At 65.5% G+C, this 24,314-nt stretch carries 23 protein-coding genes, 1 other RNA gene and 1 riboswitch; of the genes, 12 read left to right on the top strand and 12 right to left on the bottom strand.

The window, feature by feature from the left end; genetic code table 11:
* Positions 1-12 precede the first annotated feature (12 nt).
* From ACUXH0_RS04400 to ACUXH0_RS04380, 5 genes are all read right to left on the bottom strand, one after another.
* Positions 13-714, bottom strand: a complete 702-nt coding sequence (locus ACUXH0_RS04400) for an SIMPL domain-containing protein (RefSeq protein ID WP_009241274.1) — start codon at positions 712-714, stop codon at positions 13-15.
* A 93-nt stretch (positions 715-807) separates the two neighbouring features.
* A complete protein-coding gene (locus ACUXH0_RS04395; protein ID WP_182593711.1) occupies positions 808-1,278 on the bottom strand; it encodes an EVE domain-containing protein in 471 nt (156 codons plus the stop codon).
* Between the two features lie 151 nt (positions 1,279-1,429).
* Positions 1,430-1,649, bottom strand: a non-coding RNA gene (ssrS, locus tag ACUXH0_RS04390) — 6S RNA.
* A gap of 215 nt (positions 1,650-1,864) precedes the next feature.
* Entirely contained in the window at positions 1,865-2,182 is a 318-nt protein-coding gene (locus tag ACUXH0_RS04385) for a cell division protein ZapA (protein WP_004632081.1), read from the bottom strand.
* Positions 2,183-2,184: 2 nt separating this feature from the next.
* Positions 2,185-2,499: a hypothetical protein gene (locus ACUXH0_RS04380; protein WP_004632083.1), complete on the bottom strand. Its 315-nt coding sequence runs from the start codon at positions 2,497-2,499 to the stop codon at positions 2,185-2,187.
* A gap of 167 nt (positions 2,500-2,666) precedes the next feature.
* Positions 2,667-2,914, top strand: a riboswitch (cobalamin riboswitch).
* A gap of 140 nt (positions 2,915-3,054) precedes the next feature.
* Here ACUXH0_RS04380 and ACUXH0_RS04375 point away from each other — a divergent pair.
* From ACUXH0_RS04375 to cobC, 7 genes are read left to right on the top strand one after another with little or no spacing between them, the layout of a single operon-like run.
* Complete coding sequence (locus ACUXH0_RS04375) at positions 3,055-4,938, top strand: TonB-dependent receptor domain-containing protein (RefSeq protein WP_182593713.1); 1,884 nt, start codon at positions 3,055-3,057, stop codon at positions 4,936-4,938.
* Positions 4,935-5,945 (top strand): FecCD family ABC transporter permease, encoded by a 1,011-nt coding sequence (locus ACUXH0_RS04370; protein WP_004632087.1) that lies wholly within the window; start codon positions 4,935-4,937, stop codon positions 5,943-5,945. Before ACUXH0_RS04375 ends, ACUXH0_RS04370 begins: the two co-directional genes overlap by 4 nt.
* Positions 5,942-6,787: an ABC transporter ATP-binding protein gene (locus ACUXH0_RS04365; protein WP_182593715.1), complete on the top strand. Its 846-nt coding sequence runs from the start codon at positions 5,942-5,944 to the stop codon at positions 6,785-6,787. The genes ACUXH0_RS04370 and ACUXH0_RS04365 overlap by 4 nt, the downstream gene beginning before the upstream one ends.
* Complete coding sequence (gene cobO, locus ACUXH0_RS04360) at positions 6,777-7,397, top strand: cob(I)yrinic acid a,c-diamide adenosyltransferase (protein ID WP_182593716.1); 621 nt, start codon at positions 6,777-6,779, stop codon at positions 7,395-7,397. Before ACUXH0_RS04365 ends, cobO begins: the two co-directional genes overlap by 11 nt.
* Positions 7,397-8,461, top strand: coding sequence for a nicotinate-nucleotide--dimethylbenzimidazole phosphoribosyltransferase (gene cobT, locus ACUXH0_RS04355; RefSeq protein ID WP_182593718.1), 1,065 nt, complete (start codon positions 7,397-7,399; stop codon positions 8,459-8,461). Before cobO ends, cobT begins: the two co-directional genes overlap by 1 nt.
* Complete coding sequence (locus tag ACUXH0_RS04350) at positions 8,458-9,228, top strand: adenosylcobinamide-GDP ribazoletransferase (protein ID WP_182593719.1); 771 nt, start codon at positions 8,458-8,460, stop codon at positions 9,226-9,228. The genes cobT and ACUXH0_RS04350 overlap by 4 nt, the downstream gene beginning before the upstream one ends.
* Positions 9,213-9,791 (top strand): alpha-ribazole phosphatase, encoded by a 579-nt coding sequence (gene cobC, locus ACUXH0_RS04345; protein ID WP_182593720.1) that lies wholly within the window; start codon positions 9,213-9,215, stop codon positions 9,789-9,791. Before ACUXH0_RS04350 ends, cobC begins: the two co-directional genes overlap by 16 nt.
* Before the next feature lie 12 nt (positions 9,792-9,803).
* Here the strand turns inward: cobC and ACUXH0_RS04340 are convergent, their stop codons facing one another.
* The 4 genes from ACUXH0_RS04340 to cobU are packed head-to-tail and all read right to left on the bottom strand — an operon-like array spanning position 9,804 to position 13,327.
* Positions 9,804-10,760, bottom strand: a complete 957-nt coding sequence (locus tag ACUXH0_RS04340) for a cobalamin-binding protein (RefSeq protein ID WP_009241268.1) — start codon at positions 10,758-10,760, stop codon at positions 9,804-9,806.
* A 10-nt stretch (positions 10,761-10,770) separates the two neighbouring features.
* Positions 10,771-11,778 carry a threonine-phosphate decarboxylase CobD gene (gene cobD / locus ACUXH0_RS04335; RefSeq protein WP_009241267.1) on the bottom strand — a complete coding sequence of 336 codons (1,008 nt, stop codon included), beginning with the start codon at positions 11,776-11,778 and terminating at the stop codon, positions 10,771-10,773.
* The gene (gene cbiB, locus ACUXH0_RS04330) at positions 11,775-12,755 is read right to left on the bottom strand and encodes an adenosylcobinamide-phosphate synthase CbiB (RefSeq protein ID WP_009241266.1); all 981 of its coding nucleotides are present in this window, start codon (positions 12,753-12,755) and stop codon (positions 11,775-11,777) included. Before cbiB ends, cobD begins: the two co-directional genes overlap by 4 nt.
* On the bottom strand, positions 12,752-13,327 hold the full coding sequence (cobU, locus tag ACUXH0_RS04325; RefSeq protein ID WP_009241265.1) for a bifunctional adenosylcobinamide kinase/adenosylcobinamide-phosphate guanylyltransferase: 576 nt from the start codon (positions 13,325-13,327) through the stop codon (positions 12,752-12,754). The genes cbiB and cobU overlap by 4 nt, the downstream gene beginning before the upstream one ends.
* 61 nt (positions 13,328-13,388) lie before the next feature.
* On the opposite strand from cobU, the gene ACUXH0_RS04320 reads away from it, so the two are divergent.
* Positions 13,389-14,885 carry a cobyric acid synthase gene (locus ACUXH0_RS04320; RefSeq protein ID WP_009241264.1) on the top strand — a complete coding sequence of 499 codons (1,497 nt, stop codon included), beginning with the start codon at positions 13,389-13,391 and terminating at the stop codon, positions 14,883-14,885.
* Between the two features lie 74 nt (positions 14,886-14,959).
* Complete coding sequence (locus tag ACUXH0_RS04315) at positions 14,960-15,625, top strand: ParA family protein (RefSeq protein WP_004632110.1); 666 nt, start codon at positions 14,960-14,962, stop codon at positions 15,623-15,625.
* Between the two features lie 48 nt (positions 15,626-15,673).
* Here ACUXH0_RS04315 and panC read toward each other — a convergent pair whose 3' ends face one another.
* From panC to ACUXH0_RS04300, 3 genes are read right to left on the bottom strand one after another with little or no spacing between them, the layout of a single operon-like run.
* Positions 15,674-16,525, bottom strand: a complete 852-nt coding sequence (gene panC, locus ACUXH0_RS04310; protein WP_004632112.1) for a pantoate--beta-alanine ligase — start codon at positions 16,523-16,525, stop codon at positions 15,674-15,676.
* A 38-nt stretch (positions 16,526-16,563) separates the two neighbouring features.
* Positions 16,564-17,445: a segregation and condensation protein A gene (locus ACUXH0_RS04305; protein WP_004632115.1), complete on the bottom strand. Its 882-nt coding sequence runs from the start codon at positions 17,443-17,445 to the stop codon at positions 16,564-16,566.
* A 39-nt stretch (positions 17,446-17,484) separates the two neighbouring features.
* Positions 17,485-17,673 carry a DUF3460 family protein gene (locus tag ACUXH0_RS04300; protein ID WP_009241263.1) on the bottom strand — a complete coding sequence of 63 codons (189 nt, stop codon included), beginning with the start codon at positions 17,671-17,673 and terminating at the stop codon, positions 17,485-17,487.
* 237 nt (positions 17,674-17,910) lie between these two features.
* Here ACUXH0_RS04300 and ACUXH0_RS04295 point away from each other — a divergent pair, with 237 nt between their 5' ends.
* From ACUXH0_RS04295 to ACUXH0_RS04285, 3 genes are all read left to right on the top strand, one after another.
* Positions 17,911-19,698, top strand: a complete 1,788-nt coding sequence (locus ACUXH0_RS04295) for an autotransporter assembly complex protein TamA (RefSeq protein WP_009277430.1) — start codon at positions 17,911-17,913, stop codon at positions 19,696-19,698.
* A gap of 8 nt (positions 19,699-19,706) precedes the next feature.
* Positions 19,707-23,615 (top strand): translocation/assembly module TamB domain-containing protein, encoded by a 3,909-nt coding sequence (locus ACUXH0_RS04290; RefSeq protein ID WP_009277431.1) that lies wholly within the window; start codon positions 19,707-19,709, stop codon positions 23,613-23,615.
* 95 nt (positions 23,616-23,710) lie between these two features.
* On the top strand, positions 23,711-24,253 hold the full coding sequence (locus ACUXH0_RS04285) for a hypothetical protein (protein ID WP_004632125.1): 543 nt from the start codon (positions 23,711-23,713) through the stop codon (positions 24,251-24,253).
* Positions 24,254-24,314 lie beyond the last annotated feature (61 nt).

The raw sequence follows: 24,314 nt of genomic DNA, 5'->3' as shown, positions 1-24,314 counted from the left end.
GCGGATCGCTGCTTATTTCAGCATCTGCACGGCGCCGGAAACCGTCACCGTGACCTGCGCCTTGCCGCCCTCGATGGGCACCGGCGCCGAATCGAACGATGCCGGAGCGGCTGCCATGCGCATCATCGGACGCGGGCCTGGGTTGTTGCTGCCCTCGCTCACGTGCACGTCGCGGATCGTGTAGCTCGTGTAGCCAAACAGCTTGGTGGTCGTCAGTGCCTTGTCGCGGAACGAATTCACAGCCTGATCGATGAGCTTGGCTTCCGCCGCTGTACGCGCCTCGCGCGAGAGCGTGAAGTTCACGTTCTGCACCTGCATCTGATTGGCCAGCTGGCCCGCCAGCTTGGACGCCGCTGCAAAGTCCTTCGACGTGATGCGTACTTCGGCACGGCCGCGCCACACGCTGATCTTGCCGTTGCGATCGGTGTTCGGATAGATATTGAAGCCGCCCGTTTCTGCCTGCACGCCGGAGGTGCGCTTTGCCTGGTTGATCACGTCGTCGGCCTTGCGCGACAGTGCGGTGGAGATCGCGCCCGGGTCTGCCCCTTCCTGCTCGGCGCTCAGCGTCAGTGTGACGGTGTCGGTGGGGACTTCCGTCACGGCCTGCGCATCCAGCGACAGCACGCCAGAATGATTCGCTTCAGGAGCGGCTTGCGCGAAAGCGGTCGTCATCATTGCGGTCCCCAAAATGGTTGCGGCCAGGACAGATTTCATTGTGTTCTCCCAAAAAGCAATGTGATGCGTCTGACTGGCTGTTACGCGCATCGTTCATCACGTTTGTAACAATTCCCTGCCGGCGCCAGCCATTCACTCAGGATCGCGCATCAATTTGGTCGTGATGTAACGCCATTGCGCGGGCGTGATGGGCGTGATGGACAGGCGGTTGCCGCGTTGCAGCACCGTCATGTCGGCGAGCTGTTCTTGTGCGCGCAAGGTCGGCAGATCGACCAGCGCGCATTTGCGCACGAACTTCACGTCGACGAGCATCCAGCGCGGCGCTTCCGGCTTCGATGCAGGGTCGTGGTAGTGGCTCTTGACGTCGAACTGCGTGGGATCTGGGTAGCTGGTCGAGCAGACTTCCGCCAGCCCCGCGATGCCCGGCTGCGGACAGGACGAGTGGTAGAACAGCACGCCGTCGCCGATGCGCATGCGGTCGCGCATGAAGTTGCGTGCCTGATAGTTGCGAACGCCAGTCCAGGGCAAGGTGCCCTCGGCGTGCAGCGTGTCGATGCTGGCCTCGTCGGGCTCGGACTTCATCAACCAGTATTGGGTGGCCATCGTTGGGATGCGCGGGCGACGTGCGGAAGTGACGGTGTGCGCAGCATAGCAACACGGCCGCGGCGTTGCCATTGGCGGTGCGGCAACGGGGGCGTATCGCAGATAGGCAAAGAAAAAGGCGGTAGCGCATATGTGCACTACCGCCTTTTGTTGGGTCCCCACCTTGGCCGCTAGACCCGCATCCTGAACCCAAGTGAGGTTCAGAGTGGCAGCGGAAGCCGCATTTCGGGTACATCACCGGCGCAGGGAGCCCACGACTTGCGTCGCACGCTATGCACTGGAAGACGCGCTCGCCCACACGGCATATCCCGCACCAAGCAATGCTTATCGGTTCAAGGAATTAATGGCCATGGCGAACCAGGCAGGGAAACTGTCAGACGCATCATCACGCTGTGTTTCGAGCGCATGGCGATGCGTCTGAGAGATTCATCGCAGGCAACCGTTTTTCTCTACCCTGCAGCCGCTAAAGCCTTATACCATAAGGGTTTGCAGGAGATTTCGGAAGCCATTGCGTGACACTATACACCCGTTCGCATCCGAACCCAAGCCCGGATGCGATCCGGTTACAAACCCGTTTTGACCTTCGCTAAATCACTTCGCCGTACTGGCGCAGCGCCTCGTCGGTGCGGGCGTTCAAGTCGGCCAGTCTGGCGCGAATCGTGTCGATCGGCAGGGCGGAATCTGATGCGGCCTGGCGTTGCATCGACAGCAAATCCGATGCGATGCTGATGGCGGCCATCACGGCGACGCGCTCGATGCCCTTGGTGTTCGAGCCGTTCTTGATGCGCGTCATCTGGTTGTCGACCATGGCGGCGGCTTCACGCAGGGCGGCTTCGTTATCGACCGAGACTGCAAATTTGTAGGGCTGCCCGGCGATGTTCACTTCAATTTGCTTGCTGCTCATGCTTAGGTCTCCGAATGCGGGGCGGCCGCTGTTTCATCGGCCCCTGCGGCCTGGCCGAGGAGATCAAGCTGGCGCGCGTCGGTGGCCGTGGGCAGCTTGTCGAGAATCGATTGGATGCGCAGTTGCGCTTCTTCGATCTTGGCATTGAGCACGCTGCGATCGGCGACCATCGCGTCGCGCTCGGTCTTGGACGCCTCGGCTTCCGCCTGAAGCCGCTCGACTTCGGCGCGCAGGCGCTGGTTCTCGGCGGCGAGCGCATCGGCGTGACGCAGCACGCGCGCGATCTTGCCGGCAAGTTGTTCGAGTTCGTTCAGCATTGGGTGTCAATCAGAATCGAGTGGGGGGATTTTAGCCGATCATGCGCTTCGCGCCTGTCCTCCATACGGATGCGCAATATGCGGGGGAATGAGGCGACGCGGCGGGCACAACGGGCGGTGGGTGTGTTTTTACCGCGACTGCGACGGGTTTGGAATGCCTTTTCCGTTAAACTTCGCCCCGTCCTGGTGCCCGCAGCACCATCTGCAGTTAAACGGGAAGCAGGGAGCGCGCGCCCCAAGCGATGCGCCAACCTGCGCTGCCCCCGCAACGGTAAGCGAACGTCGCGTGTACCCGCCATCTCGCGAAGAAGATGGGTGCCGCGCGGTCTGTCCATACGCCACTGTTCCTTTCGGAATGGGAAGGCGGACAGGCCGCTTCGCCAGCCCGGATACCGGCCAGGACGGTGGATCTCAGAGCCGATGTGCAACCCTGGAGGGAACCGCATCGAGATCCTGCTGCCAGCGACCCGCGGGGGAACGGGTCCGGCTGACGCTTCTTGTCTTTTCAACATGAGCTTGACTACAAAGCGGCCACTCCGGATGCCCCGGACGGCCATGCGCGCGCTTGCCAGCGCACGATTGGGGGTTGTTGCGGGGGCCATGGCAGGTGCGGTTGCGCCGGCCTGGGCACAAAGCAATACACAAGTAGCCAGCACGCCCGTCGGCGAGCTGAATCCGACAGTGGTGACCGCCTCGCGCAGCGAGCAGCCCCTGTCCGATGCACTGCCGCATACGACGGTCATCAGCCGCGCCGATATCGAGCGCTCGCAGGCGCCGGACGCCGTGACGCTGCTGCGTCGCGAGGCCGGCATCGAAATCGCGCAGAGCGGCGGCCCAGGCACCAACGCCAGCCTTTTCATGCGCGGCGCCGGTTCCAATCAGACTCTGGTTCTGATTGACGGTGTGCGTGTGGCGTCCGGCACCTCGGGCGGCGCGCAGATCGCGCAATTGATGGCCGATCAGATCGATCACATCGAGGTTGTGCGCGGCAACGTGTCTGCGCTGTACGGCTCCGATGCGATTGGCGGCGTGGTGCAGATTTTCACGCGCAACGGCCGTGGCCATGGCCCGCTGGCCAATGCAGAGATCGAGTACGGCGCCCGCAATACCAAGCGCGCGCAGGCTGGCATCAGCGGCTCGCTGGGCGAGAACGGCGATACATCGTTCGCGGTGTCGGTGTCGGAATTCAAGACCAACGGCTTCTCGACCATCAACCCGCAGCAGGCGCCCAAGGCCAACCCGAACGACAACCCGTACACGAACAAGAGCGTGTCGGCGCAGTTGTCGCATCGCTTCTCGGCAGACTGGCAAGCGGGCCTGACGTACTTCCAGACCTGGGGCGATGTCAGTTACGACAACGCCTTCGGCAAGCCGACCGATGACAACGTCGCACACAACGTAGTGCGCTCGATGTCGGCCTACGTGGACGGCAAGGTAACGCAGGATTGGAAGACGCGCCTGACGCTGTCGCAGGGCGATGACCGCAGCTTGAATTACACGAACGGCGTGTTGCAGGTGCCGGCGCGCTTCAACACACGCAATCAGACGGCGAGCTGGCAGAACGACTGGGCCTTCATGCCCAATCAGCTGCTCAAGGTGGGCCTGGAGCATCTGCAGACCAGTATCGACAGCGATGCCTACAACGTGCCCACGCGCAACGTTGATTCCGGCTACATCGGTTACGAAGGCAAGTTTGGCCCGCACCAGTTGCAGCTGAACCTGCGCCGCGACCGCTACTCGGACTTCGGTGGCGCCAACAGCTACTACGCCGGCTACGGCTTCGCATTCAACCCGCAATGGAAGGCGGTTGCGAGTGTGAGCAATGCCTTCCGCGCACCCAGCTTCAACGAGTTGTACTACCCGTTCTTCGGCAACCCGAACGTGCAGCCCGAGAACGCGCGCTCGGTGGAAGGCGGCGTGGAATACAGCGGCGCGATCGGCCTGGTGCGCGTGACGGTGTTCGAGACGGACTACAGCAACCTGATCACGGCGGTATGCGATGCAGATTTCAATTGCTCGGCAGCCAACGTCAACCGCGCACGCGTGAACGGGCTGGAGACGTCGTATCGGGGTTCGATCTATGGCGTGGATCTGCGTGCGAGCTTTACCATGCAGAACCCGCAGGACCTGTCGGCCAACCAATTGCTCTCGCGCCGCGCACGGCACTTCGGCAGCGTCTCGGCGTACAAGACGTTCGGGCCGTTCTCGGCGGGCGTGGAGTGGAATGCAGCGGGTGACCGCCAGGATTCGACCAAGACGCTCGGTGGCTATGGCCTGCTGAACCTGGTCGGCCGCTACCAGATCACGCCTGACTGGGCAGTGTCGGCACGTGTTGAAAACGTGACGAACAAAAACTACCAGTTGATCTATCCGTACAACACGGCGTCGCGTGGGGTGTTCTTCACGCTGTCGTGGCAACAGCACGAACCGAAGCGATGACAACACCTGCACTGCCCGCACGCGGTTTTGCCTGGCGACTGTGGTCGCTGCTGGCACTCGCGTGCGTGGTGGTGCTGGCGGCGTCGTTGATGCTCGGCAGTGTGAAGCTGTCGCTCGCTGAAGTCTGGCGGGCGCTGATCGGCGGTGGCGATAGCCTGGCTGCGGGCATCGTCATCGAATTGCGCCTGCCGCGCGCGGGCGCTGCATTTGCTGCTGGCGGGCTGTTGGCCTTTGCCGGGGCGCTCATGCAGATGCTGCTGCGCAATCCGCTGGCCGATCCGTATGTCCTGGGCGTGTCCGGTGGCGGGGCAGTGGCGGCGCTCACGGCGATGTTGTTTTCGCTGCCGTGGTGGTTGGTGCAGACGAGTGCCGGCGCGGGAGCATTGCTGTCGATGGCGCTGGTGGCGGCGTTGGCGCGTCAGCACCTGTGGCGCGGTGAGCCCGGCGAGGCCAATGCGCGCCTACTGCTCGGTGGCGTGGTGATGGCCTCCGGCTGGGTCGGCCTGATCACGCTCATCTTGACGGTGGCGCCCGAGAACAAGCTGCGCGGCATGATTTTCTGGATGGTCGGCGACCTGGGTGGCGCCGATCGTTATGCGGGCGCGTTGATGGCGCTCGTGGCGGCGGTGGCCGTGGTGTTGCCGCATGCGCGCGACCTGAACGTGCTGCTGACCGGCGAAACCCGCGCCCGTGCGCTTGGGGTGCCCGTGGCGCGCGTGCGTGCGTTGATCTACGTGGTGGCGTCGCTGTGCACGGCGGTAGCGGTGACCATTGCGGGCTCGGTCGCTTTTGTCGGCCTGCTGGTGCCGCATATGGTGCGCCTGGCGTGGACCCGCGACGTGCGCATCCACTTGCCCGCTACGGCGATGGCCGGCGGCGGGCTGCTGATGCTGGCCGACCTGATCGCCCGGACGCTGATCGCCCCAACGCAACTGCCGGTGGGTGTGATCACCACCATGCTTGGCGTGCCGACGTTTCTCTACCTGCTGATGCGGAGCACGCGATGAGCTGGTTGCGTCGTGCACGTCGGGCCCCTGCACCGGATGCATTCGCGCACTTGGATGCAGCGCCCGAACTCGCGCTGCGCGACCTGCGCGTGACCATCGACGGGCGCGTGTTGATTGAGCGGTTGTCGTTGACGGCCAACGCGGGCCAACTCTGGTGCGTGGTCGGCCCGAACGGCGCGGGCAAGTCGACATGGCTTTCCGTGCTGGCTGGCCTGCGTTCGGCGGACGGCGGCAGCGTCACGCTCGACGGTGTAGCACTTGCCGATTGGCCGGCACTGGCGATGGCGCGTCGTCGCGCGTTTCTGCCGCAGACCTTGCATGACTCGTTCCCCATCACCGTGTACCAAGCGGTGATGACCGGCCGCCACCCGCACCTGGCGCGCTGGGAGTGGGAGGGCGACGCCGATGCCCGCGCCGTTGACGCAGCGGTGTCTGCGCTGCAGTTGCAGCCGCTGGCACAACGCGATGTGCGCACGCTTTCCGGCGGTGAACGTCAGCGCGTGGCGATGGCTGCCGTGGTGGCGCAGGAGGCGCGCGTGCTGCTGCTTGATGAGCCCGTCGCGCACCTCGATTTGCATCAGCAGGTTGCCGTGCTTCGCCTGCTGCGCGAAGGTTGCCGCAAACATGGCTGGCTGGTCGTGCTGACCGTGCATGACTTGAACCTCGCACGCCGTTACGCCACGCACGCGCTGCTGATGGACGGCGAAGGGCAAACCACTGCCGGCATCGCCGTCGATGTGCTGACCCCCGAACACTGCGCACGCGTGCTGCGCACGCCCATTGCCGAGGTGGCCGACGGCCGCCGCACGGCCCTGATTCCTGATGACCCCGATGACGACTGAAGACAACAACGATGGCCTGAACCAGCGCCACCGCTCCCGCATGCAGCGCAAGAAGGCCGTGGTGGACGCCAAGATTGCCGCCGCCACGGACGTGCGCGGCGTACTGCTCGTTAACACCGGTAACGGCAAGGGCAAATCCAGCTCCGGCTTTGGCATGGTGATCCGCGCCATGGGTCACGACATGCAGGTCGGCGTGGTGCAGTTCATCAAGGGCGCAATCCCGACGGGCGAAGAGCGCTTCCTGCGACGCTTTCCCGAGCAATGCAGCTTCCACGTGATGGGCGAAGGCTACACATGGGAGACGCAGGACCGCACGCGCGACATCGAGAAGGCGCAAGCTGCATGGGCCTGCGCACGCGAGCTGCTGAGCGATCCCACCGTCGGCCTGGTGCTGCTGGATGAGCTGAACATCGCCCTCAAGTACCACTACCTTGACGTGCAGACGGTGCTGGCCGATTTGCGCGCGCGGCCGCCCGCGCAGCATGTGGTGATTACCGGGCGCGGTGCGCCACCCGAGCTGATCGAGGCGGCGGATACCGTGACCGACATGACGCTCGTCAAGCACGCCTTTTCCCGAGGCATCCAGGCCCAGCCCGGAGTCGAATTGTGATGAACCAAACCATGCACATTCCGCCATTTGACGATGCGTTGCGCGTGCGCCTGCAGGCGGCCGTGGACAGCAAGACCAAGCCGCTCGGCGCACTGGGCCGGCTTGAATCGCTGGCCGTGCAGATCGGCCTGATCCAGAACACCGACACACCGCAGCTGACGCGCCCCGCGATGGTGGTGTTTGCCGCAGACCACGGCATCGCGCACGCAGGCGTGAGCGCGTACCCTCAAGCGGTGACCGCGCAGATGGTGCTCAATTTCATCGCGGGCGGTGCAGCCGTCAACGTGTTCTGCCGCCAGCATGGGTTTGCGCTGGAGGTGGTAAACGCCGGTGTCGCCGCACCGTTGTGGGCGGCAGATGCGCCGGGCCTGGTCGATGCACCTGTCGGCCCCGGCACACGCAACTTTGCCGACGAGAGTGTTGAGCAAGCCGCCATGACCACTGAGGAGCGCGACCGCTCCATGGCGCTCGGCGCGCAACGCGTGGCACACCATGCTGCGCTTGGCACCAACGTGATCGCGCTGGGCGAAATGGGCATCGCCAATACGGCGTCTGCCGCGTGCCTGATGGCGCGCTTATGCAATTTGCCGGTCGCGCAATGCGTTGGCCGCGGCACCGGGCTCGATGATGACGGCCTGGCCCACAAGCGCGCCGTGCTGGAATCTGCGATGGCCAGGCACGCTGACGCAAGCGAGCCGCTGGACGTGCTTGCGTGCTTCGGCGGCTTCGAGGTCGCGGCGATGGTGGGGGCGGTGCTTGAGGGGGCGCAGCGGCGCATGGTCATCCTCGTCGACGGGTTTATCGCGACGGCCGCCGTGCTGGTGGCCGCGCACGTGGCGCCCGATGTGCTGCGCTTCTGCGTGTTCGGGCATGTGTCGGACGAGCGCGGGCATCGCGCCTTGCTGGAGCTGCTCGATGCGCGGCCGCTGCTGTCGCTGTCGTTGCGGCTGGGCGAGGGCAGCGGTGCGGTGTTGGCGTATCCGGTGGTCGTGTCGGCGGTGGCGTTCCTGCGCGAAATGGCGACCTTCGCCAGCGCAGGCGTGAGCGAGCGCGCATCGCCATGAACGCGTTGCGCGAACATTGGCAGGCGCTGTGGACGGCCGTCGGGTATTTCACCCGCATCCCCGTGCCGGCGTCGGTTGGGTTCTCGCAAGCGGGCTTGAATCGCGCGGCGCGCTACTTTCCGCTGATCGGCTGGTTGGTGGGCGCCGTGGCAGCGGCGGTGTATTGGCTTGTGTTGCGCACGGTGCCCGCGCAAGGTGTGGCGGTGGCCGTGTCGATGGGGGCTACGCTGTTGCTGACCGGCGCGTTTCACGAGGACGGGCTGGCCGATTGCGCCGACGGCTTTGGCGGCGGCTACACGCCTGAAGACCGGCTGCGCATCATGCACGATTCGCGCATCGGCGCGTTCGGGGCGATTGCCGTGTGCATGGCGTTGCTGCTGAAGTGGCAATTGCTGAGCGCGATGGCGCCGCACAGCATAGGCATCCTCGTTGCAATGGTGGCTGCGCATGCTGCCAGCCGGGCCGCAGCTGTCAGCCACCTGCTCACGCATGACTACGTGCGGGCGGAAGGCAAGGCCAAGCCAGTTGCGCAACGCATGCGATGGAGTGACGCGTTGTGGGCTGGCGTATTCGGTGTCGTGCCGTTGCTGTGGTTCGGGCCGATGTGCGCGGCGCTCATCGTTGTCGGCCTGATCCTTGCGCGCTGGCTGCTGGGTCGCTATTTCGTGCGCCGCATCGGCGGCATCACAGGCGATTGCCTGGGCATGGCGCAGCAGATTTTCGAGCTGCTGATCCTGTGGGGGGTGCTGGCATGGATGTCATCCTGATCCGCCACGCGCGGCCCGCCATGTCGGCGGGCCTCTGCTATGGCCGCACCGATCTGGAGTTGGTTTCGCCCATGGACCCGGAGCCGTCGGCCATCGTCGAGAAACTCGCCGCCCACACTCCGCATCGTCTGCTGGCAAGCCCGTTGCGGCGCAGCCGCCTGACGGCCGAAGCCATGGCGCAAGCGGCGCAGCTGCCCGCCATTGAAATCGATGCGCAATTGATGGAACTCGATTTCGGCGCTTGGGAAGGCTGCCAGTGGGATGAGATCCCGCGCGCGGAAATCGACCATTGGGCGCGCGATCTCGTGCACGGCAATCCGCATGGCGGAGAATCGGCGGCGGATCTGCTGGCGCGCGTGACGACCTGGGCTGAAGCAACCACCGCGATGCCCACGTCTTGCGTATGGGCGGTGACGCATGCCGGCTGTATGCGTGCACTGGCGGCGCATTGGCTGCAGCGGCCATTAATCGAGACCCTGCAATGGCCGTTGCAATGGGGGGCAGCCTGCGGTTTTCGGGTGCTGCCCGGCACGTTGCCTGTGTTGCTGTTCTGGAACCGTTGAGCGGCGCGCGGTTTAACGACCCGGCCCGTTGGTGGCCTGTGAACCGAGGCGCCGTATGCGGGCTTGTTCCAGGTCTTCGCACAACAGGGTCGCGGCTTCCACAAGGCGTGGGCCAAAGCGGTTGATCAGGTCACCGTTGATGCTGAAAAGGTTGCCGCGCTGCACAGCGAGCAATTGCGGCCAGCGCTTCCATGCGTCGAGCGTATCGATCGGACGGCTGCCTTGCGTGGCGCCCATGCTGGCGGTCAATAGCACTTCCGGGTTGGCTGCGATCACCGCCTCGGGCGAGACTGTCGGCACCAGCAACGGCTCTCCCGCAAACACATTGCGGCCGCCGCACAACGCGAGCATGTCAGAGAAGATGTGCTGGCCATTGAGCGTCATCAGCGGCTGTTCCCACACCTGATAGAACACCGAAACCGCCGGCCGGCTCGCGTAGCGCTGGCGCAGCGTATCGGCGCGTTGGCGGAATTGCTGGGCCGCATCGTGCGCGCTCGCGCGGGTGTCGAGCAGCGTGCCGAGCGCCTCGATCGAGCGCGGAATATCGCTCATGCGATGCGGCTCGGAGAAGAACAGCGGTATGCCGAGCGCGCGCAGGCGGTCGATCTGCTTCTGCGCGTTGCCGTGGCGCCAGACCACCACCAGATCGGGTTTGAGGGCGGCGATGCGCTCCAGATCGAGCGAGCGGTTGTCGCCTACGTGAGGAATGTCGCGCGCGGGCGGCGGGTAGTCGCTGTAAGCCACAGTGCCAACAATGCGTGCTCCGCCGCCCGCCGCGAACAGCAACTCGGTCGCATGCGGCGCGAGGCTGACGATGCGTTGTGCGGGGCGCTGCAGCGTAACGATGGCACCGCTATCGTCTGTGACGGAAATGGCCGCACATGCCGGTACGGCAGCGATCGTGAGCGCAATGGCGGACAGGCCGCACACATACAGGCGACGGGTGAGGCGAGAGAGACGAGTGGGCATCGGGGGGAGGTCAAGCGGAGTGCGACAGCGATGCTAGCGCATCGGCAAGGCGTTGCCATCCGGGCTCATCCGGGGGCAGGCCGAAGCGCAAGCCGCTGATGGGCGCATCGAACAGGCGGGTCCAGATGCCGAGGCGCGCCAGGCTTGCATGCAGCGCTTGCGCGCGTGGGGCGGATGCCCAGGCAAACAGCGGGGTGGCGGCATTCGGCAGCCCGTGGCGATCAAGCAACGCCGAGAGCCGTGCGCCGGCAGGCTGGAGTTGCGCGCGCGTTGAAACTTGCCAAGCGGTATCGGCCAGCGTCGCACGTACCACAGCACGGGCGGGGCCGTTGACGGTCCAGTGCCCCAGCGCCTCGCGTAGCGCAGACACCAGCTCAGGCGCGGCCAGCGCGAAGCCGATGCGGGCGCCCGCCAGCCCGTAGAATTTGCCGATCGAGCGCAGCACGACAAGCCCCGGCACGCCAGCCAGGGGCGCCAATGTGGGGCCATCGTTGAACGCCTCGATAAAGGCCTCGTCCACGATCAACGTACCGCCGCGCGCATGCAGGCGCCTGTGCCAATTGCGCAGGGTTTCGGCGGGCAGAAGGCGTGCCGTGGGGTTGTTCGGATTGACGACGACCAGGTGCTGCACGTCGTTTGGCACGTCACCGAGGAAGGCGGCTTCGGGCAGTGGTACGACGTCGTGGCCGGCGCGCGCAAAGGCCGGCGCATATTCGCTGTAGCCGATCTGCGCGATGCCGGCTCGCCCTCGCGGCAGCAGGGATGGCAGCGTGCGGATCGCCGCCTGCGACCCTGCAATCGGCAGCACGCCGCGCGCATCGATCACGCCGTAGTGCGCGGCGGCCTGCGCTTCGAGGCCATCGTCTTCGGGCAGGCGCAACCACGCATCGGGTGGGATCGACGGGATGGGGTAGCCGTGCGGATTGATGCCCGTGGACAGATCCAGCCAGCCGCCTTCAGGCTCTCCGTACTGTGCGCGTGCTGCGGCGAGATTGCCGCCGTGGACGATGCCGCTCATGACAAGCCCCACGCCGATGTTGCGATCAGGCCAAGTACGCCGAGCCACAGCCACAACGTGCGCGATACGAGCGTCAACGCACGCGTGATATCGACAGCGGTTGCCGGCTTGCCGGTGCCGAGCGGCGGGCGCGCTTCTTCCACGCCTTCGTAGCGTGCTGCGCCGCCAAGCCGGACGCGCAGGCTGCCCGCGCCGGCGGCCATGACCGGGCCCGCGTTCGGGCTCGACCATTGCGGGGCTTGCGTGCGCCAGCAGCGCAGCGCATCGGCGGTGTGGCCAAGCAGCGCGTAGTTCATCGCCGTGAGTCGCGCGGGAATCCAGTTGAGAACGTCGTCGATGCGTGCGGCTGCCCATCCAAAGCCGGTAAAGCGCGCATTGCGGTAGCCCCACATTGCATCGAGCGTGTTGGCCAGCCGGTACAGCATCACGCCGGGCGCGCCGGCCACAACAAGCCAGAACAGCGGCGCGAAGACGGCATCGCTGCCGTTCTCCAGCGCCGATTCCACGGCGGCACGCGCAATGGGCTCGTCGCCGGCTTGTGTGAGATCACGCGAGACGATGCGCGAGGCGAGGGCGCGTGCGCGGGGCAAATCCGCATCGCGCAACGCAAGCGCGATCGGCGCAATGTGTTCATACAGGCTGCGCGCGCCAATGGCGAAATAGAGGGCGATCGCATCAAGCGCCACCACCAGCCGTGGCGACACATCGCCCGCCATCACGACGAGCCATGCCGCCAGCAGCACGAACGGCAACACGGCGACTGCCCAAGCGACGAGACCGACGATGCGCGACCTGGCCAACGCAGCCGGTGCGCGGTTCATGCAGCGCTCAATCGCTGCGGCGATGCGCCCGAAGCCGACCAAAGGATGCCAGCGCGACACCTCGCCGAATACCTGATCGAGCAGCACGCCCGCGAGTGCTGCCAGCGTCACGAGGGGCCACCCGAGATCGAACACGCCGCCCGACGGCAAGCTCACGTTGCGGTGCCGAGTGCCGGCCCTTTCACCACCATCGGAATGCCGGCCACCAGCAGATGCACGTTGTCGGCCAGAGCGGCGAGGCGTTGGTTCAGCCGGCCCAGTTCGTCCACGTAGAAGCGCGTGACGGCACCCATCGGCACCACGCCCAGGCCGATTTCGTTGCTCACGAGGATGACCTCGCCGGGCAGCAGCGGCAGGGCGGTCAGCAGCGCGTCGATCTCGGCCGTCCAGGCTTCGGGCGGCGTGACGAGGCCTGTCTCGGGATATTCATGATGTTCGGAGAAGAGCAGATTGTTGAGCCACAGCGTCATGCAATCGACCAGCACACAGCCACCGTGCTGCGCGTGCGTGTAGAGCGCTTCGGCCAGGTGCATGGGCTCTTCGACCAGCGCCCAATTGGCCGGACGCCGCGCGCGGTGCAGGGCCACGCGCAACTGCATCTCCTCATCGTCCTCGCCAGCGGTGGCAACGTACGTGACCGGCCCGACGCATTGCAGCGCGAGCTGTTCGGCGTGGTGGCTCTTGCCCGAGCGGGCACCACCGAGGACAAGTGTGAGACGGCGTGACATTCCCGCATTTTAGCGAGGGCGCGGCAGCCAGGCATAACAAGGTGGGTGCGATAATCCGCGCATGTCGAAAGCTCCATTTTCTGTGCCGCCGGACTCGCTTCGGGGCACGCTGATGATCCAGGGCGCCACGTCCGATGCCGGCAAGAGCACGCTGGTCGCCGGCCTGTGCCGTGTCGCGCATCGCGCCGGTGTGCGCGTGGCGCCGTTCAAGCCGCAGAACATGGCGCTCAACAGCGCCGTCACCGCAGACGGCGGCGAGATCGGCCGCGCGCAGGCGTTGCAGGCGCAGGCGGCGGGCGTCGTGCCCACGGTCGACATGAACCCCGTCCTGCTCAAGCCCAACAGCGACACCGGCGCACAGATCATCATCCACGGTCAGCCGCGCTGCGACCTCGACGCCCGTGCGTACCACGACTACAAGCCCACCGCCATGGCCGCTGTGCTCGAATCGCACACGCGGCTGCGTGGGCAGTACGACCTCGTGCTGGTAGAGGGCGCCGGCAGCCCGGCGGAGATCAACCTGCGCGACCGCGACATCGCCAACATGGGCTTTGCCGAAGCCGTCGATTGTCCCGTCGTGCTCGTCGCCGACATTGATCGCGGCGGCGTGTTCGCGCACCTTGTTGGCACGCTCGCCTGCTTGTCTGACAGCGAACGCGCGCGCGTGACGGGCTTCATCATCAACCGGTTCCGCGGCGACATTTCATTGCTGACGCCGGGGCTCGACTGGCTGACCGCGCAGACGGGCAAGCCGGTGTTTGGCGTGCTGCCATATCTGCCCGGCCTCCATCTCGACGCAGAAGACGCGGTGCAGACGGCGCAGCGTGCAGCCTCGCCCGATGCGCTGCGCGTCGTTATTCCGGTGTTGCCGCGTGTGTCCAACCACACCGATTTCGATGCGCTGCGCGCGCATCCGCAGGTGGACGTTCGACTGGTCGGCCCTGGCCAGCCGATTCCGCCCGCCGACCTCATCATCCTGCCCGGCAGCAAGAGCGTGCAGGCGGATCTCGCCTGGCTGCGCGCCAATGGCTGGGAAGCGGCCATCGCGCGACATCTGCGCTATGGCGGCAAGCTGATCGGCATCTGCGGCGGCATGCAAATGTTGGGGCGGTGGTTGCATGATCCGCTAGGGCTTGAGGGCGCGCCCGGTAGCGTCAAGGGACTCGGCTATCTCGATTTCGAGACCACGCTGGAGACCAGCAAGAAGTTGCGTCAGGTGCGCGGCAGCCTGGCGGAAGGCGGTGCGGCCGTCGCCGGCTACGAAATCCACATGGGCGTGACTGCGGGGCCAGCCTTGGCATGCCCCGCCGTGTTGCTCGATGATGGCCACGCAGATGGCGCGATCTCGGCCGATGGGCAGATCTTCGCCACGTATCTGCATGGTCTGTTCGATGCGCCACAGGCGTGCTGCGCGCTGCTAGCCTGGGCCGGCGTGGGTGATGCGCAGGCGCAGGACTACGCCGCATTGCGTGAGGCTTCGCTCGAGCGTCTGGCCGACACCTGCGAAGCGCATCTCGACCTTGCCGCGTTGCTGCGAACGCCGCCACGTGCAGGCTGAGCCATAATTACCGATGGACAGATCTGTCGAGTGATCAAATCGACACATGATTCAACGAGCGCAAGGAGGCGGGCATGCCGGTGGCCGTTGTAGCGAATCCGAAGGGCGGGGTGGGCAAGAGCACGCTGGCCACCAATCTGGCCGGCTACTTTGCCGCGCGGGATCACGCCGTGATGCTGGGCGACACCGACCGCCAGCAGTCCTCACGCGAATGGCTCGCCTTGCGCCCGGAGACCGCCAAGCCCATCCGCACATGGGAAATCAACGCCGACCACATCGCCAAGCCGCCCAAGGGGACGACGCACGTGGTGCTCGATACGCCGGCGGGCCTCCACGGCTGGCGGCTGGGGGATCTCGTCAAGATGTCGGGCTACGTGATCGTGCCGCTGCAGCCTTCCATGTTCGACATCCTTGCCACGCAGACCTTCCTGCGCAAACTGGCCGATGAAAAGCCCGTGCGCCATGGCGAGGTCAAACTGGGCGTGGTCGGCATGCGCGTGGATATGCGCACGCGCGCCGCTGAACAGCTTCAACGTTTCGTACAGGGGCTGGAAGTGCCCATCCTTGGCTATCTGCGCGATACCCAGAATTACGTGCAACTGGCCGCGCATGGCCTGACGCTGTGGGACGTGGCGCCCTCGCGTGTGGCAAAGGATGTGGAGCAGTGGAGCGGCATTCTCAATTGGCTCGGGGAATCGCCCCCGCAGGCCAGGGTTGCCGACACGTCGGCGGCGGCATGAAAAAAGCCCGGCACTGCCGGGCTTTTTCGTGGAACGAGGCTGCGTCGCTCAGATTTCGAGGTTATCGATCAGGCGCGTCTTGCCGAGCTTCGCGGCGGTCAGCACGACCAGCGGCTCGCCGGCGGCGATGTTCTCGGGTGTCGGCTTCTGCAGGTCGGAGCGGCGGCGCACGGCCACGTAGTCGGGCTGCCAGCCGCGGCCACGCAGATAGTCCATCGCCTTGGTGGTTACCTCTTCGTGCGACGCCTGGCCTTGCAGCACAGTTTCGAGCACGTCCTGACGCACCTGATGCAGCGTGCGGTAGAGCTCGGGCGCTTCGGCGCGCTCTTCGTTGGTCAGGTAGACGTTGCGCGACGATAGCGCCAGGCCATCATCCGCGCGCACCGTTTCGGCCGGGACGATATCGACCGGCAGCGCAAACTGATGCGCCATGCGGCGCACGATCATCAACTGCTGGTAGTCCTTCTTGCCGAACACGGCCACGCGTGGTTGCACGCAGCAGAACAGCTTCATCACCACCGTGCAGACGCCCTTGAAGAAGCCAGGGCGGAATTCGCCTTCGAGCGTGTCGCCCAGATCATGCGGCGGTTCGACACGGTATTCCTGCGGCTCGGGGTACATGTCGCGCTCGGTGGGCGCGAACAGCACGTACACGCCTTCCTTTTGCAGTTTTTCGATGTCGTCCTGCAGGGTGCGCGGGTATTTGTCGAAATCTTCGTTCGGGCCGAACTGCAGGCGGTTCACGAAAATGGACGCCACCACCGGGTCGCCATGCTGGCGCGCCAGGCGCATCAGGCTCAGGTGGCCCTCATGCAGGTTGCCCATGGTCGGCACGAAGGCGACGCGGTTCTGGCCGCGCAGTTGGTCGCGCAGTTCCTGGATCGACGAGATGACTTTCATAGTTGTTGTGTGATTCGGCCCGGGTCAGGCCGGACGAATTACGTCGGAGAATAGGCGAGGCGCACGTAAATGGGCGCGTACGGTTCGGCCTGCGTGATTTCGAGCAGCGATTCGCGCGAAAGCTCAAGCATGGCGACAAAGTTGACGACCACGATGGGTGCGCCCTTGCCGGACTGGATCGCTTCTTCGAACAGCTCGGTGAACTCCATGAACCGCGCGTGCTGCAGGCGACGCAGGATCTGGCTCATGTGCTCGCGCACCGACAGCTCTTCGCGCGAGATCTTGTGGTGCTGCGTGAGCTTGGCGCGGCGCAGCACGTCGGCCCAGGCGACACGCAGGTCGTCGGAATTGACGTCGGGGTAGCGCGGCGCGAGGCTCTGCTCGATATAGACCTGGGCGCGCAGGAAGTCGCGGCCCAGTTGCGGCACGGTGTCGAGCTTCTGCGCGGCGAGCTTCATCTGCTCGTACTCGAGCAGGCGGCGCACCAGTTCGGCGCGCGGGTCTTCGGGCTCGTCGCCTGAGTCGGTCTTCTTGACCGGCAGCAGCATGCGCGACTTGATCTCGATGAGCATGGCCGCCATCAGCAGGTATTCGGCGGCCAGCTCCAGGTTGGTCGCGCGAATCTGCTCGATGTATGCCAGATATTGCCGGGTGACCTGCGCCAGCGGAATGTCCAGCACATTGAAGTTCTGGCGACGGATCAGGTACAGCAGCAAGTCCAGCGGCCCTTCAAACGCTTCGAGAAAGACTTCGAGCGCGTCGGGCGGGATGTAGAGATCCTGCGGGAGCTTGAACAGCGGCTCGCCGTAGAGCCGCGCAAAGGCGAGGCCGTCGACCTGCGCGGGCGTGGAGTCCTGATCGGGCGCCACGCTGGGCAGCTCGACGGGCAGTGGCAGCTTGTCCTGCGCGGAAGTGGTCATGCGGCGGTGAGCCTGGCGGGCCGAGGGCCGGTCGGCCGATCAGTCCAGCGAGTAGACGTACGGCTTTTGCGCCACGCGGGCGGACTTGGCACGTGCGCGCTCTTCCAGGTCGATCGGGTCCTTGTCCCACAGCAGGGACCGGCCTTGGCGCTGCTGCGCTTCCAGGTCGGGCTTCTGGGTCTTGAGTTCTTCCAGGAACTGGGTGATCTCGGACTTGTACAGGGCCATGGCAGTAAGTGATGGTGGGTGATCTTGCCCGCACGGAAAGGTCCCGGGCGGAAAACCGGCGCATTTTACCGTATTGGCCGTCCTAACGGCCTTGGGCACGGCACGTGCGAAACCCTTCCGGCCGATCCGGAAGGCCGCATTCGTTGCATTTGCCTGGGCACCCGCCGGGCCCGGTATGGTCAAATACGCCTTTCCTTTGATTCAGCCGGCCCGTGGGGCGGCACCACGCTTGCCACGATGACCGGCTCCAATCGACCATCGCGACCGTCACGACCACCACGCTTTCGTTTCCTGGGTTTGCCCGCCGCCGCGCTGGCGGCAGGCTTTGTGCTGTCCCTCGCCTGTGCCGCGGCGCACGCTGAATACGACGTCAAGATCGATGCGCCGAAGTCCATTCGCGACTTGCTGGAGCGCCATCTGGACCTGTCGCGCTACAAAGACCGCAAGGACATCACTGACGACCAGCTCCAGTACATGGTCGAGACCATTGGCGACCAAGTCACCAAGCTGACGGCCACCGAAGGCTATTTCGTGCCGAAGGCGACCGCGAAGCTGGACGGCCCGCCGGACCACCGCGTGGTCAATGTGAAGGTCGAGCCCGGCCCGCGTACCACCATCGACACCGTGGCGCTCGACTTTACCGGGGCCATCACGCAAGACGCCAAGCGCATCGACGAATTGAAAAAGTCGTGGAGCCTGCAGCACGGCATGGCCTTCCGCCAGTCGGGCTGGGACAAGGCCAAGGACGACGGTCTGGCGGCGCTGCAGAGCAAACGTTATTACGCGGCCAGGCAGACATCGTCGCAGGCGCGTGTCGATCCGGACGAAAACAAGGCAGACCTGTCGGTGGGCTATGACAGCGGTCCGGCTTACACGCTGGGGCCACTGGAGGTGCAGGGCTTGTCGCGTTATCCGCTCAGCATCATCAACCACGTGAACCCGCTGCGCGTGGGTGAGGATTACTCTGCTGATCGTCTGCAATCGCTGCAGGCCGCCATCCAGGGGCAGCCATATTTTTCCAATGCGATCGTCGACCTGGGTGACGATCCGAAGAACCCGGTCAACGCGCCGGTGCGGGTGCGCGTGCGGGAGTACCCGCCCAATCGCATCACCGGCGGTGTGGGTTACGGCACGGACACGGGCGCCTCGCTGGAAGGGCGCTATCAATATCTGAACCTGTTCAGCAAGGCGTGGGTGCTCGACACGCAGGCCCGCATCGAACAGCGCCGTCAGTACCTGTTTGCCGGCGTGACCGTGCCGCCCGACGACAAGCAATACGTCAATAGCTTCTACACCAGCATGGACCGCACCGATACCTCGGGCACCGACACGCGCAGCTATCGTTCCGGCTTCAAGCAGACGCGTGTGCGCGGCATCTATGAGACGTCGTTCACCGTTGATTTCTACTACGACGACCTGCGGCCCGACGGCGCCGAGCGTCAGTTGAGCAAGGCGCTCGTCCCGGGTTTCGCGTGGACGCGCCGTGACGTGGACGACCCGCTGTTCCCGCGCCGCGGCAACATCATCACCACGCAGATCGGCGCGGCAGTGAAAGGCGTGTTGACGGACCAATCGTTCGTGCGGTCGTACAGCCGCATCCGCCAGTTCGTGCCGGTGGGGCAGCGCGATATCTTCGTCGCGCGCGGTGAGTTGGGTGCGGTCATCACCGCTGGTTCCGGCGACGGCGTGCCGGCCACGCTGCGCTTCCGCACGGGCGGCACACAGTCGGTGCGCGGCTACGACTTCCAGAGCATCGGTAACGACGTCAACGGCAGCACGCTGCCGACCAAGTTCCTCGTCACTGGCGGGTTGGAATATCAACGCTGGTTTCTGCCGCAATGGGGTGCCGCCGTGTTCTGGGATACCGGCACGGCCACCGACAACTGGTCGGAGCGCCGCTGGTTCAACGGTGTGGGTGTCGGCGTGCGCTGGAAGAGTCCGGTCGGGCCGATCCAACTCGATATGGCCTATGGCATCCAGCAGAAGCAGTTCCGGCCGAGCGTGTCGCTGGGCATCGCGTTCTGAATATGACGATGACCGATCCGCAAACGCCTGAATCCAATCCACCCGAAGCACAACACCCCAAGCGTCCCACGCGTGGCTGGGGCTGCCGCACGCTGCGCTGGCTCGGCGGCTTGGTCGCCTTTTTGCTGGTGATCGTGCTCGCGCTGGCCGGCTGGCTGGTGTGGGCCATCCATTCGCAATCGGGCACGGCGCAGTTGTGGGCGCTCGCCACGCGCTTTGGCAACGCCTATGTGTCGGGCAAGCTGGAGGGCGGCACGGTGCGCGATGGCGTGTCGCTGCGCGATCTGCACGTGCGCGCGGGCAGCACGGAAGTGCGCATTGACCATGTGGAAGGCCGCTGGGCCATCACGCGCGGCCCATGGCATGCGCACTTCGCGTATCTCCGTGCCGGCAATGTCGATGTGATCCTGCATCCGACACCGCCCATACCGCCGAGTGGTCCGCCGAATTCGCTGGTGTTGCCGCTGGCGCTGGATGTGGACCGGCTTGCAGTCGATCGCCTCGCCATCCGGCAGGGCACGTCGACCACCGAGCTGAAATCGATTGCCGGCAGCCTGCATACCGACGGCACGCATCACAACGTGCTCCTCGACGGTATGGAGACGCCCGCCGGCAAGCTCGCGGCCACGCTGCGCATGACCGGTACGCGGCCGTATCCGCTCACCGGAGCCGCGACGCTGGCCACTCAATTCGAGGTCAACGGGCAGAAGCAGGATGCGTCAGTGTCGGCGCAACTGTCGGGCTCGCTGGAAACGCTGCATATCGACGCGACCGGCACCGGCGCGAAGCTGACCGCGCAGGCGCTGATTGACGCCACGCCGTTCGGCGCGTTGCCTCTGTCGCGCGCAGTTGTGTCGGCGGAACACGTGAATCCGCGTGCGTTTGCGCCGGGCGCGCCGGAAGCATCGTTGTCGATCCACGCGGACCTGCGCCCCGACGAGAAGGCCAAGACGCTGACGGTGGCTGGCCCCATCGAGATCGACAACGCGCAGCCCGGCACGCTCGACAAGCAGAAGCTGCCGCTGCAATCGCTGCGTGCACAGGTGCGGCTGAACGAAAACGATCAGCAACTCACCGGGCTGGATGTGCGCCTGCTGGGCGGCGCGGTGCTCACGGGCGGGGCAGATGTACAGAAGGGGCATGGCGCGCTGCGCGTGGATGTGCGCCAGCTTGATCTGCAAGCGCTGCACGCATCGCTGGAGAGGACGAAGCTCGCTGGCCCCATCACCGTGGATTTTGCGGGCGGCACGCAGCGTGTGGCGCTGGATCTGGCGGGTGGCGACATGCGCGCGCAAGCGAAAGCCGTGCTGGATGCGGCGCAGGTTGCGGTGGAGAGCGCCCAGGTGTCGCTGGGGCGCTCGCGGCTGACGCTGGCGGGCACGCTCAAGCACGACGATGCGCAGTCTTTCGCCTTCAAGGGCAACCTGGCGGAGTTCGATCCGTCGCGGCTGGCAAAGGTGGCCAAGGGCCGCATCAATGCCGAGTTCGATGCGCGCGGCACGCTGGGTGAGCCGATTGACGCCGCCGTCAAATTTGCCGTGCGCGATAGCAATTACGCCGGCTTGCCGATGACCGGCGACGGCAATGTCCACCTGCGCGGTGAACGCCTGCTGCCCAGCGACGCCAGGCTCGACGTGGCGGGCAACAAAGCCAGCCTGCGGGGCAGCTTTGGCGGGGCGGCCGACCGCATGCACGTCGACATCGATGCACCGCAACTCGCACGCCTGCAGCTTGGGGTGAGTGGGGCGCTCATCCTGTCTGGCGATGTCTCCGGCACGATCAAGCGCCCGCAAGTGGATGCCACGTTCCGCGCCAATCAGCTTGCCTATCAAGGAAACAAGATCGACACCGCCAACGGCCGGGCGCAGATCCGCGACGGCATCGATGGGCCCTTGCTGTTCGAGCTGACCGCGCAGCGTGTGACGGGCCCGAGCCTGTCGTTGCGAGAAATACATGCCACGCTGGAGGGCACGCGCCGCGCCCACCGCTTCCGCGCCGACGCAGACGGCAACGTGCGCAACCAGCCGTTCAAGTTCGCCCTGGCAGGCGACGGCGCGCTGACGCCCGGCAAGGACGGCGATGGGTGGGATGGCACGATCTCTACGCTGTCGGCGCAGGGTGCGCCCAACCTGCAACTCACGGCACCGGTGCGGCTGTCGGTGGCGCCGGGCCGCCTGATGATGGGCCGCGCTGACCTGACGCTGGACCAGACCCCCATTCACATCGAACGTATTGAATCCACTCAGGGACACGTGCGCAGCGCAGGCCGTGTCGACGGCTTGCAGATCGCGCGGGTACTGGAGCTTGTGCGCACCTGGACGGGCCAGGCTCCGCCGGTACGCACGGATCTCGTCATCGACGGGCAATGGGATCTGGATCTCGGCAGCACGGCCACCGGCGCGGCGCGCATCGCCCGCCGCAGCGGCGATCTGTCGATCAACGCTGGCCGCGGTTTCACCCCATTGGGCTTGACCGAAGCGACCGTGGAAGCGCACGGCGAAGGCATGCGCCTCGGGCTGCGCGGCAATGTGCAGTCAACGCGCGTGGGCAACCTTTACCTTGATGCGGGTGTCGGGCTCGTGCGTGATCCTGGGCCGGGCACCTTGGCGCTCATGGCGCCCACGTCGCCGCTCTCCGGCGGCTTGACGATCAGCCTGCCGCACCTCAAGAGTATCGGCGACCTGCTGGGGCCGGACGTTGCGACGGACGGGCAGCTCGCGGCCAGCCTGACGTTTGCCGGTACAGTGGGCGCGCCCAAGGTGAGCGGTTTCCTGACCGGCCAGGACGTCGACGTGGCGCTGTACGACCAGGGCATCCGCCTGACCAAGGGCGTGGTGCGCGTGGCGCTCGACCAGAACGTGGTCGACCTGCAAGAGGTGGTGTTCCACGGCGGCGACGGCACCCTGCGTGCGCAGGGCCGCGTGCAACTCGGCGAGGCAAACCCGAACCTGGCCGGCACCATCGTTGCCGACAAGCTGCAGCTCTTTGCCGATCCGGACCGCACGCTGGTGCTGTCGGGCCAGGCGCGTATTGCCAACGATAACGACCGCGTGGCCATCACCGGCAAGTTCAAGGTCGACCGGGGCTTGTTTGATCTGCCGAAGGACGGCGCGCCCTCGCTGGGCGACGACGTGGTCATCGTCCGCCGCGCCGACGCCGCCCGCAACCAGGCCGAACGCGGTGTCAAGCGCGAAGAAAAGCCGGCTGGCCGCTTCAGCCCGGTGGTCGATGTCGATGTCGATTTTGGCGACAACTTCCGCTTCAAGGGTGCCGGTGCAGACCTGTCGCTTGGCGGCCAGATGCACGTGCACAGCGAGCCGCTCGTACCCCTGCGCGGCACTGGCACGATCTACGTGCGCCAGGGCAGCACGTATGAAGCGTTCGGCCGCAAGCTGGCCATCGAGCAGGGCGTGCTGAATTTCGTCGGGCCTATCAACAATCCGTCGTTCAACATCACCGCCATGCGGCGTAACCAGGAAGTCGAAGCCGGCGTGCAGGTGACCGGCACGGTGCGCCAGCCACGCGTCAAGCTCGTCTCCGAGCCCAACGTGCCCGATGAAGACAAGCTTTCGTGGCTGATGTTCGGCTACAGCGCATCGAACGCCGGTCTGGGCCAGCAGCAGGCGATGTCCGGCGCGGCCCTCGGCCTGCTGGGCAACGTAGCAGGCAAGAACGTGGCGCGGCGCTTCGGGCTCGACGAGTTCTCGATCGGGCCGTCCGCCGCAGGCCTGACCGATCCGCAGGTGGTGAGCCTGGGCAAGGTCATCTCGGAGCGCATCACCGTCGGCTATGAGCAAAGCCTGTCGACGGCCGATTCCATCGTCAAACTGACGTGGCAGTTTTCGCGGCGGTGGTCGGTGGTGGCACGCGGCGGTACGATCAATGGCGCGTCGGTCCTGTTCAACAAACGTTGGTAAACGGTTGGCCCGGCTGCCAGAATGGCGGCGGGTCCATGTTTCGCACGAGGAGTTCCATGCCGCATCTTCGTCAACTCGCACAAGTGGGAGTCACCATGGGCGTTCTGGCTTCATTGCTGGCGCTGTTCGGCTGCGATCAACAAAAGGTCGACCAGGCCGTGGATCGCGTGGGTGATGCCGCCAAGCGGGCGTGGCAATCGGCCAAGCCGGACAACCTGCTGTTCAAAGGCATCGTGGTCGGGCAATCCACCGAGGACGATGTCAGGGCCACGGCAGGCCAGCCCGAGACGATCTGGGAGAACGAAGGCGGCACGCGGCAACTGGAGTATCCGCGCGGACCAGAAGGGACTTCAACCTGGATGGTGGCGATCGGGCCTGACGGGCACGTGCAGAAGATCGAGCAGGTGTTGACGGCCGAGAATTTCGGGCGCGTGCGGGTGGGGCAGGCCAAGGACGACGTTCGCCGGATGCTGGGCAAGCCGGGGAAGGTGGAGCTGTTTAAGCTGAAGCAGGAAGAGGTTTGGGGGTATCGGTGGATGGAAAGCGCTACCGAGCGGGCCTTCTTCAATGTGCACTTTGGGCCGGATGGGCGGGTTACGACGACTTCGCGCAGTGATGATCGGTTGAATGGGGGTTAAGGGTTTTCGGTGTTTGGCCCCGGGGTTTTTTGTGGTGTATCTCTTGTTTCATCCCCTGCCG

The sequence above is a fragment of the Ralstonia sp. 110700041-2 genome, from assembly GCF_056280165.1.
Note: the sequence above shows the minus strand (reverse complement) of the source record. Positions and strands in the feature narration are given on the sequence as shown.

What these genes read in the sequence shown, in the direction of transcription:
- cobD (WP_009241267.1), bottom strand. Translation starts at nt 11,778, where the DNA reads ATGAGCGGCATCGTCCACGGCGGCAATCTCGCCGCAGCACGCGCACAG.
- ACUXH0_RS04290 (WP_009277431.1), top strand. Translation starts at nt 19,707, where the DNA reads ATGACCGATCCGCAAACGCCTGAATCCAATCCACCCGAAGCACAACAC.
- ACUXH0_RS04365 (WP_182593715.1), top strand. Translation starts at nt 5,942, where the DNA reads ATGAGCTGGTTGCGTCGTGCACGTCGGGCCCCTGCACCGGATGCATTC.
- cobU (WP_009241265.1), bottom strand. Translation starts at nt 13,327, where the DNA reads ATGTCACGCCGTCTCACACTTGTCCTCGGTGGTGCCCGCTCGGGCAAG.
- ACUXH0_RS04350 (WP_182593719.1), top strand. Translation starts at nt 8,458, where the DNA reads ATGAACGCGTTGCGCGAACATTGGCAGGCGCTGTGGACGGCCGTCGGG.
- panC (WP_004632112.1), bottom strand. Translation starts at nt 16,525, where the DNA reads ATGAAAGTCATCTCGTCGATCCAGGAACTGCGCGACCAACTGCGCGGC.
- cobT (WP_182593718.1), top strand. Translation starts at nt 7,397, where the DNA reads ATGAACCAAACCATGCACATTCCGCCATTTGACGATGCGTTGCGCGTG.
- ACUXH0_RS04400 (WP_009241274.1), bottom strand. Translation starts at nt 714, where the DNA reads ATGAAATCTGTCCTGGCCGCAACCATTTTGGGGACCGCAATGATGACG.
- ACUXH0_RS04285 (WP_004632125.1), top strand. Translation starts at nt 23,711, where the DNA reads ATGGGCGTTCTGGCTTCATTGCTGGCGCTGTTCGGCTGCGATCAACAA.
- ACUXH0_RS04380 (WP_004632083.1), bottom strand. Translation starts at nt 2,499, where the DNA reads ATGCTGAACGAACTCGAACAACTTGCCGGCAAGATCGCGCGCGTGCTG.
- ACUXH0_RS04340 (WP_009241268.1), bottom strand. Translation starts at nt 10,760, where the DNA reads ATGCCCACTCGTCTCTCTCGCCTCACCCGTCGCCTGTATGTGTGCGGC.
- cobC (WP_182593720.1), top strand. Translation starts at nt 9,213, where the DNA reads ATGGATGTCATCCTGATCCGCCACGCGCGGCCCGCCATGTCGGCGGGC.
- ACUXH0_RS04395 (WP_182593711.1), bottom strand. Translation starts at nt 1,278, where the DNA reads ATGGCCACCCAATACTGGTTGATGAAGTCCGAGCCCGACGAGGCCAGC.
- ACUXH0_RS04300 (WP_009241263.1), bottom strand. Translation starts at nt 17,673, where the DNA reads ATGGCCCTGTACAAGTCCGAGATCACCCAGTTCCTGGAAGAACTCAAG.
- ACUXH0_RS04385 (WP_004632081.1), bottom strand. Translation starts at nt 2,182, where the DNA reads ATGAGCAGCAAGCAAATTGAAGTGAACATCGCCGGGCAGCCCTACAAA.
- ACUXH0_RS04295 (WP_009277430.1), top strand. Translation starts at nt 17,911, where the DNA reads ATGACCGGCTCCAATCGACCATCGCGACCGTCACGACCACCACGCTTT.
- ACUXH0_RS04320 (WP_009241264.1), top strand. Translation starts at nt 13,389, where the DNA reads ATGTCGAAAGCTCCATTTTCTGTGCCGCCGGACTCGCTTCGGGGCACG.
- ACUXH0_RS04370 (WP_004632087.1), top strand. Translation starts at nt 4,935, where the DNA reads ATGACAACACCTGCACTGCCCGCACGCGGTTTTGCCTGGCGACTGTGG.
- cobO (WP_182593716.1), top strand. Translation starts at nt 6,777, where the DNA reads ATGACGACTGAAGACAACAACGATGGCCTGAACCAGCGCCACCGCTCC.
- ACUXH0_RS04305 (WP_004632115.1), bottom strand. Translation starts at nt 17,445, where the DNA reads ATGACCACTTCCGCGCAGGACAAGCTGCCACTGCCCGTCGAGCTGCCC.
- ACUXH0_RS04375 (WP_182593713.1), top strand. Translation starts at nt 3,055, where the DNA reads ATGCGCGCGCTTGCCAGCGCACGATTGGGGGTTGTTGCGGGGGCCATG.
- ACUXH0_RS04315 (WP_004632110.1), top strand. Translation starts at nt 14,960, where the DNA reads ATGCCGGTGGCCGTTGTAGCGAATCCGAAGGGCGGGGTGGGCAAGAGC.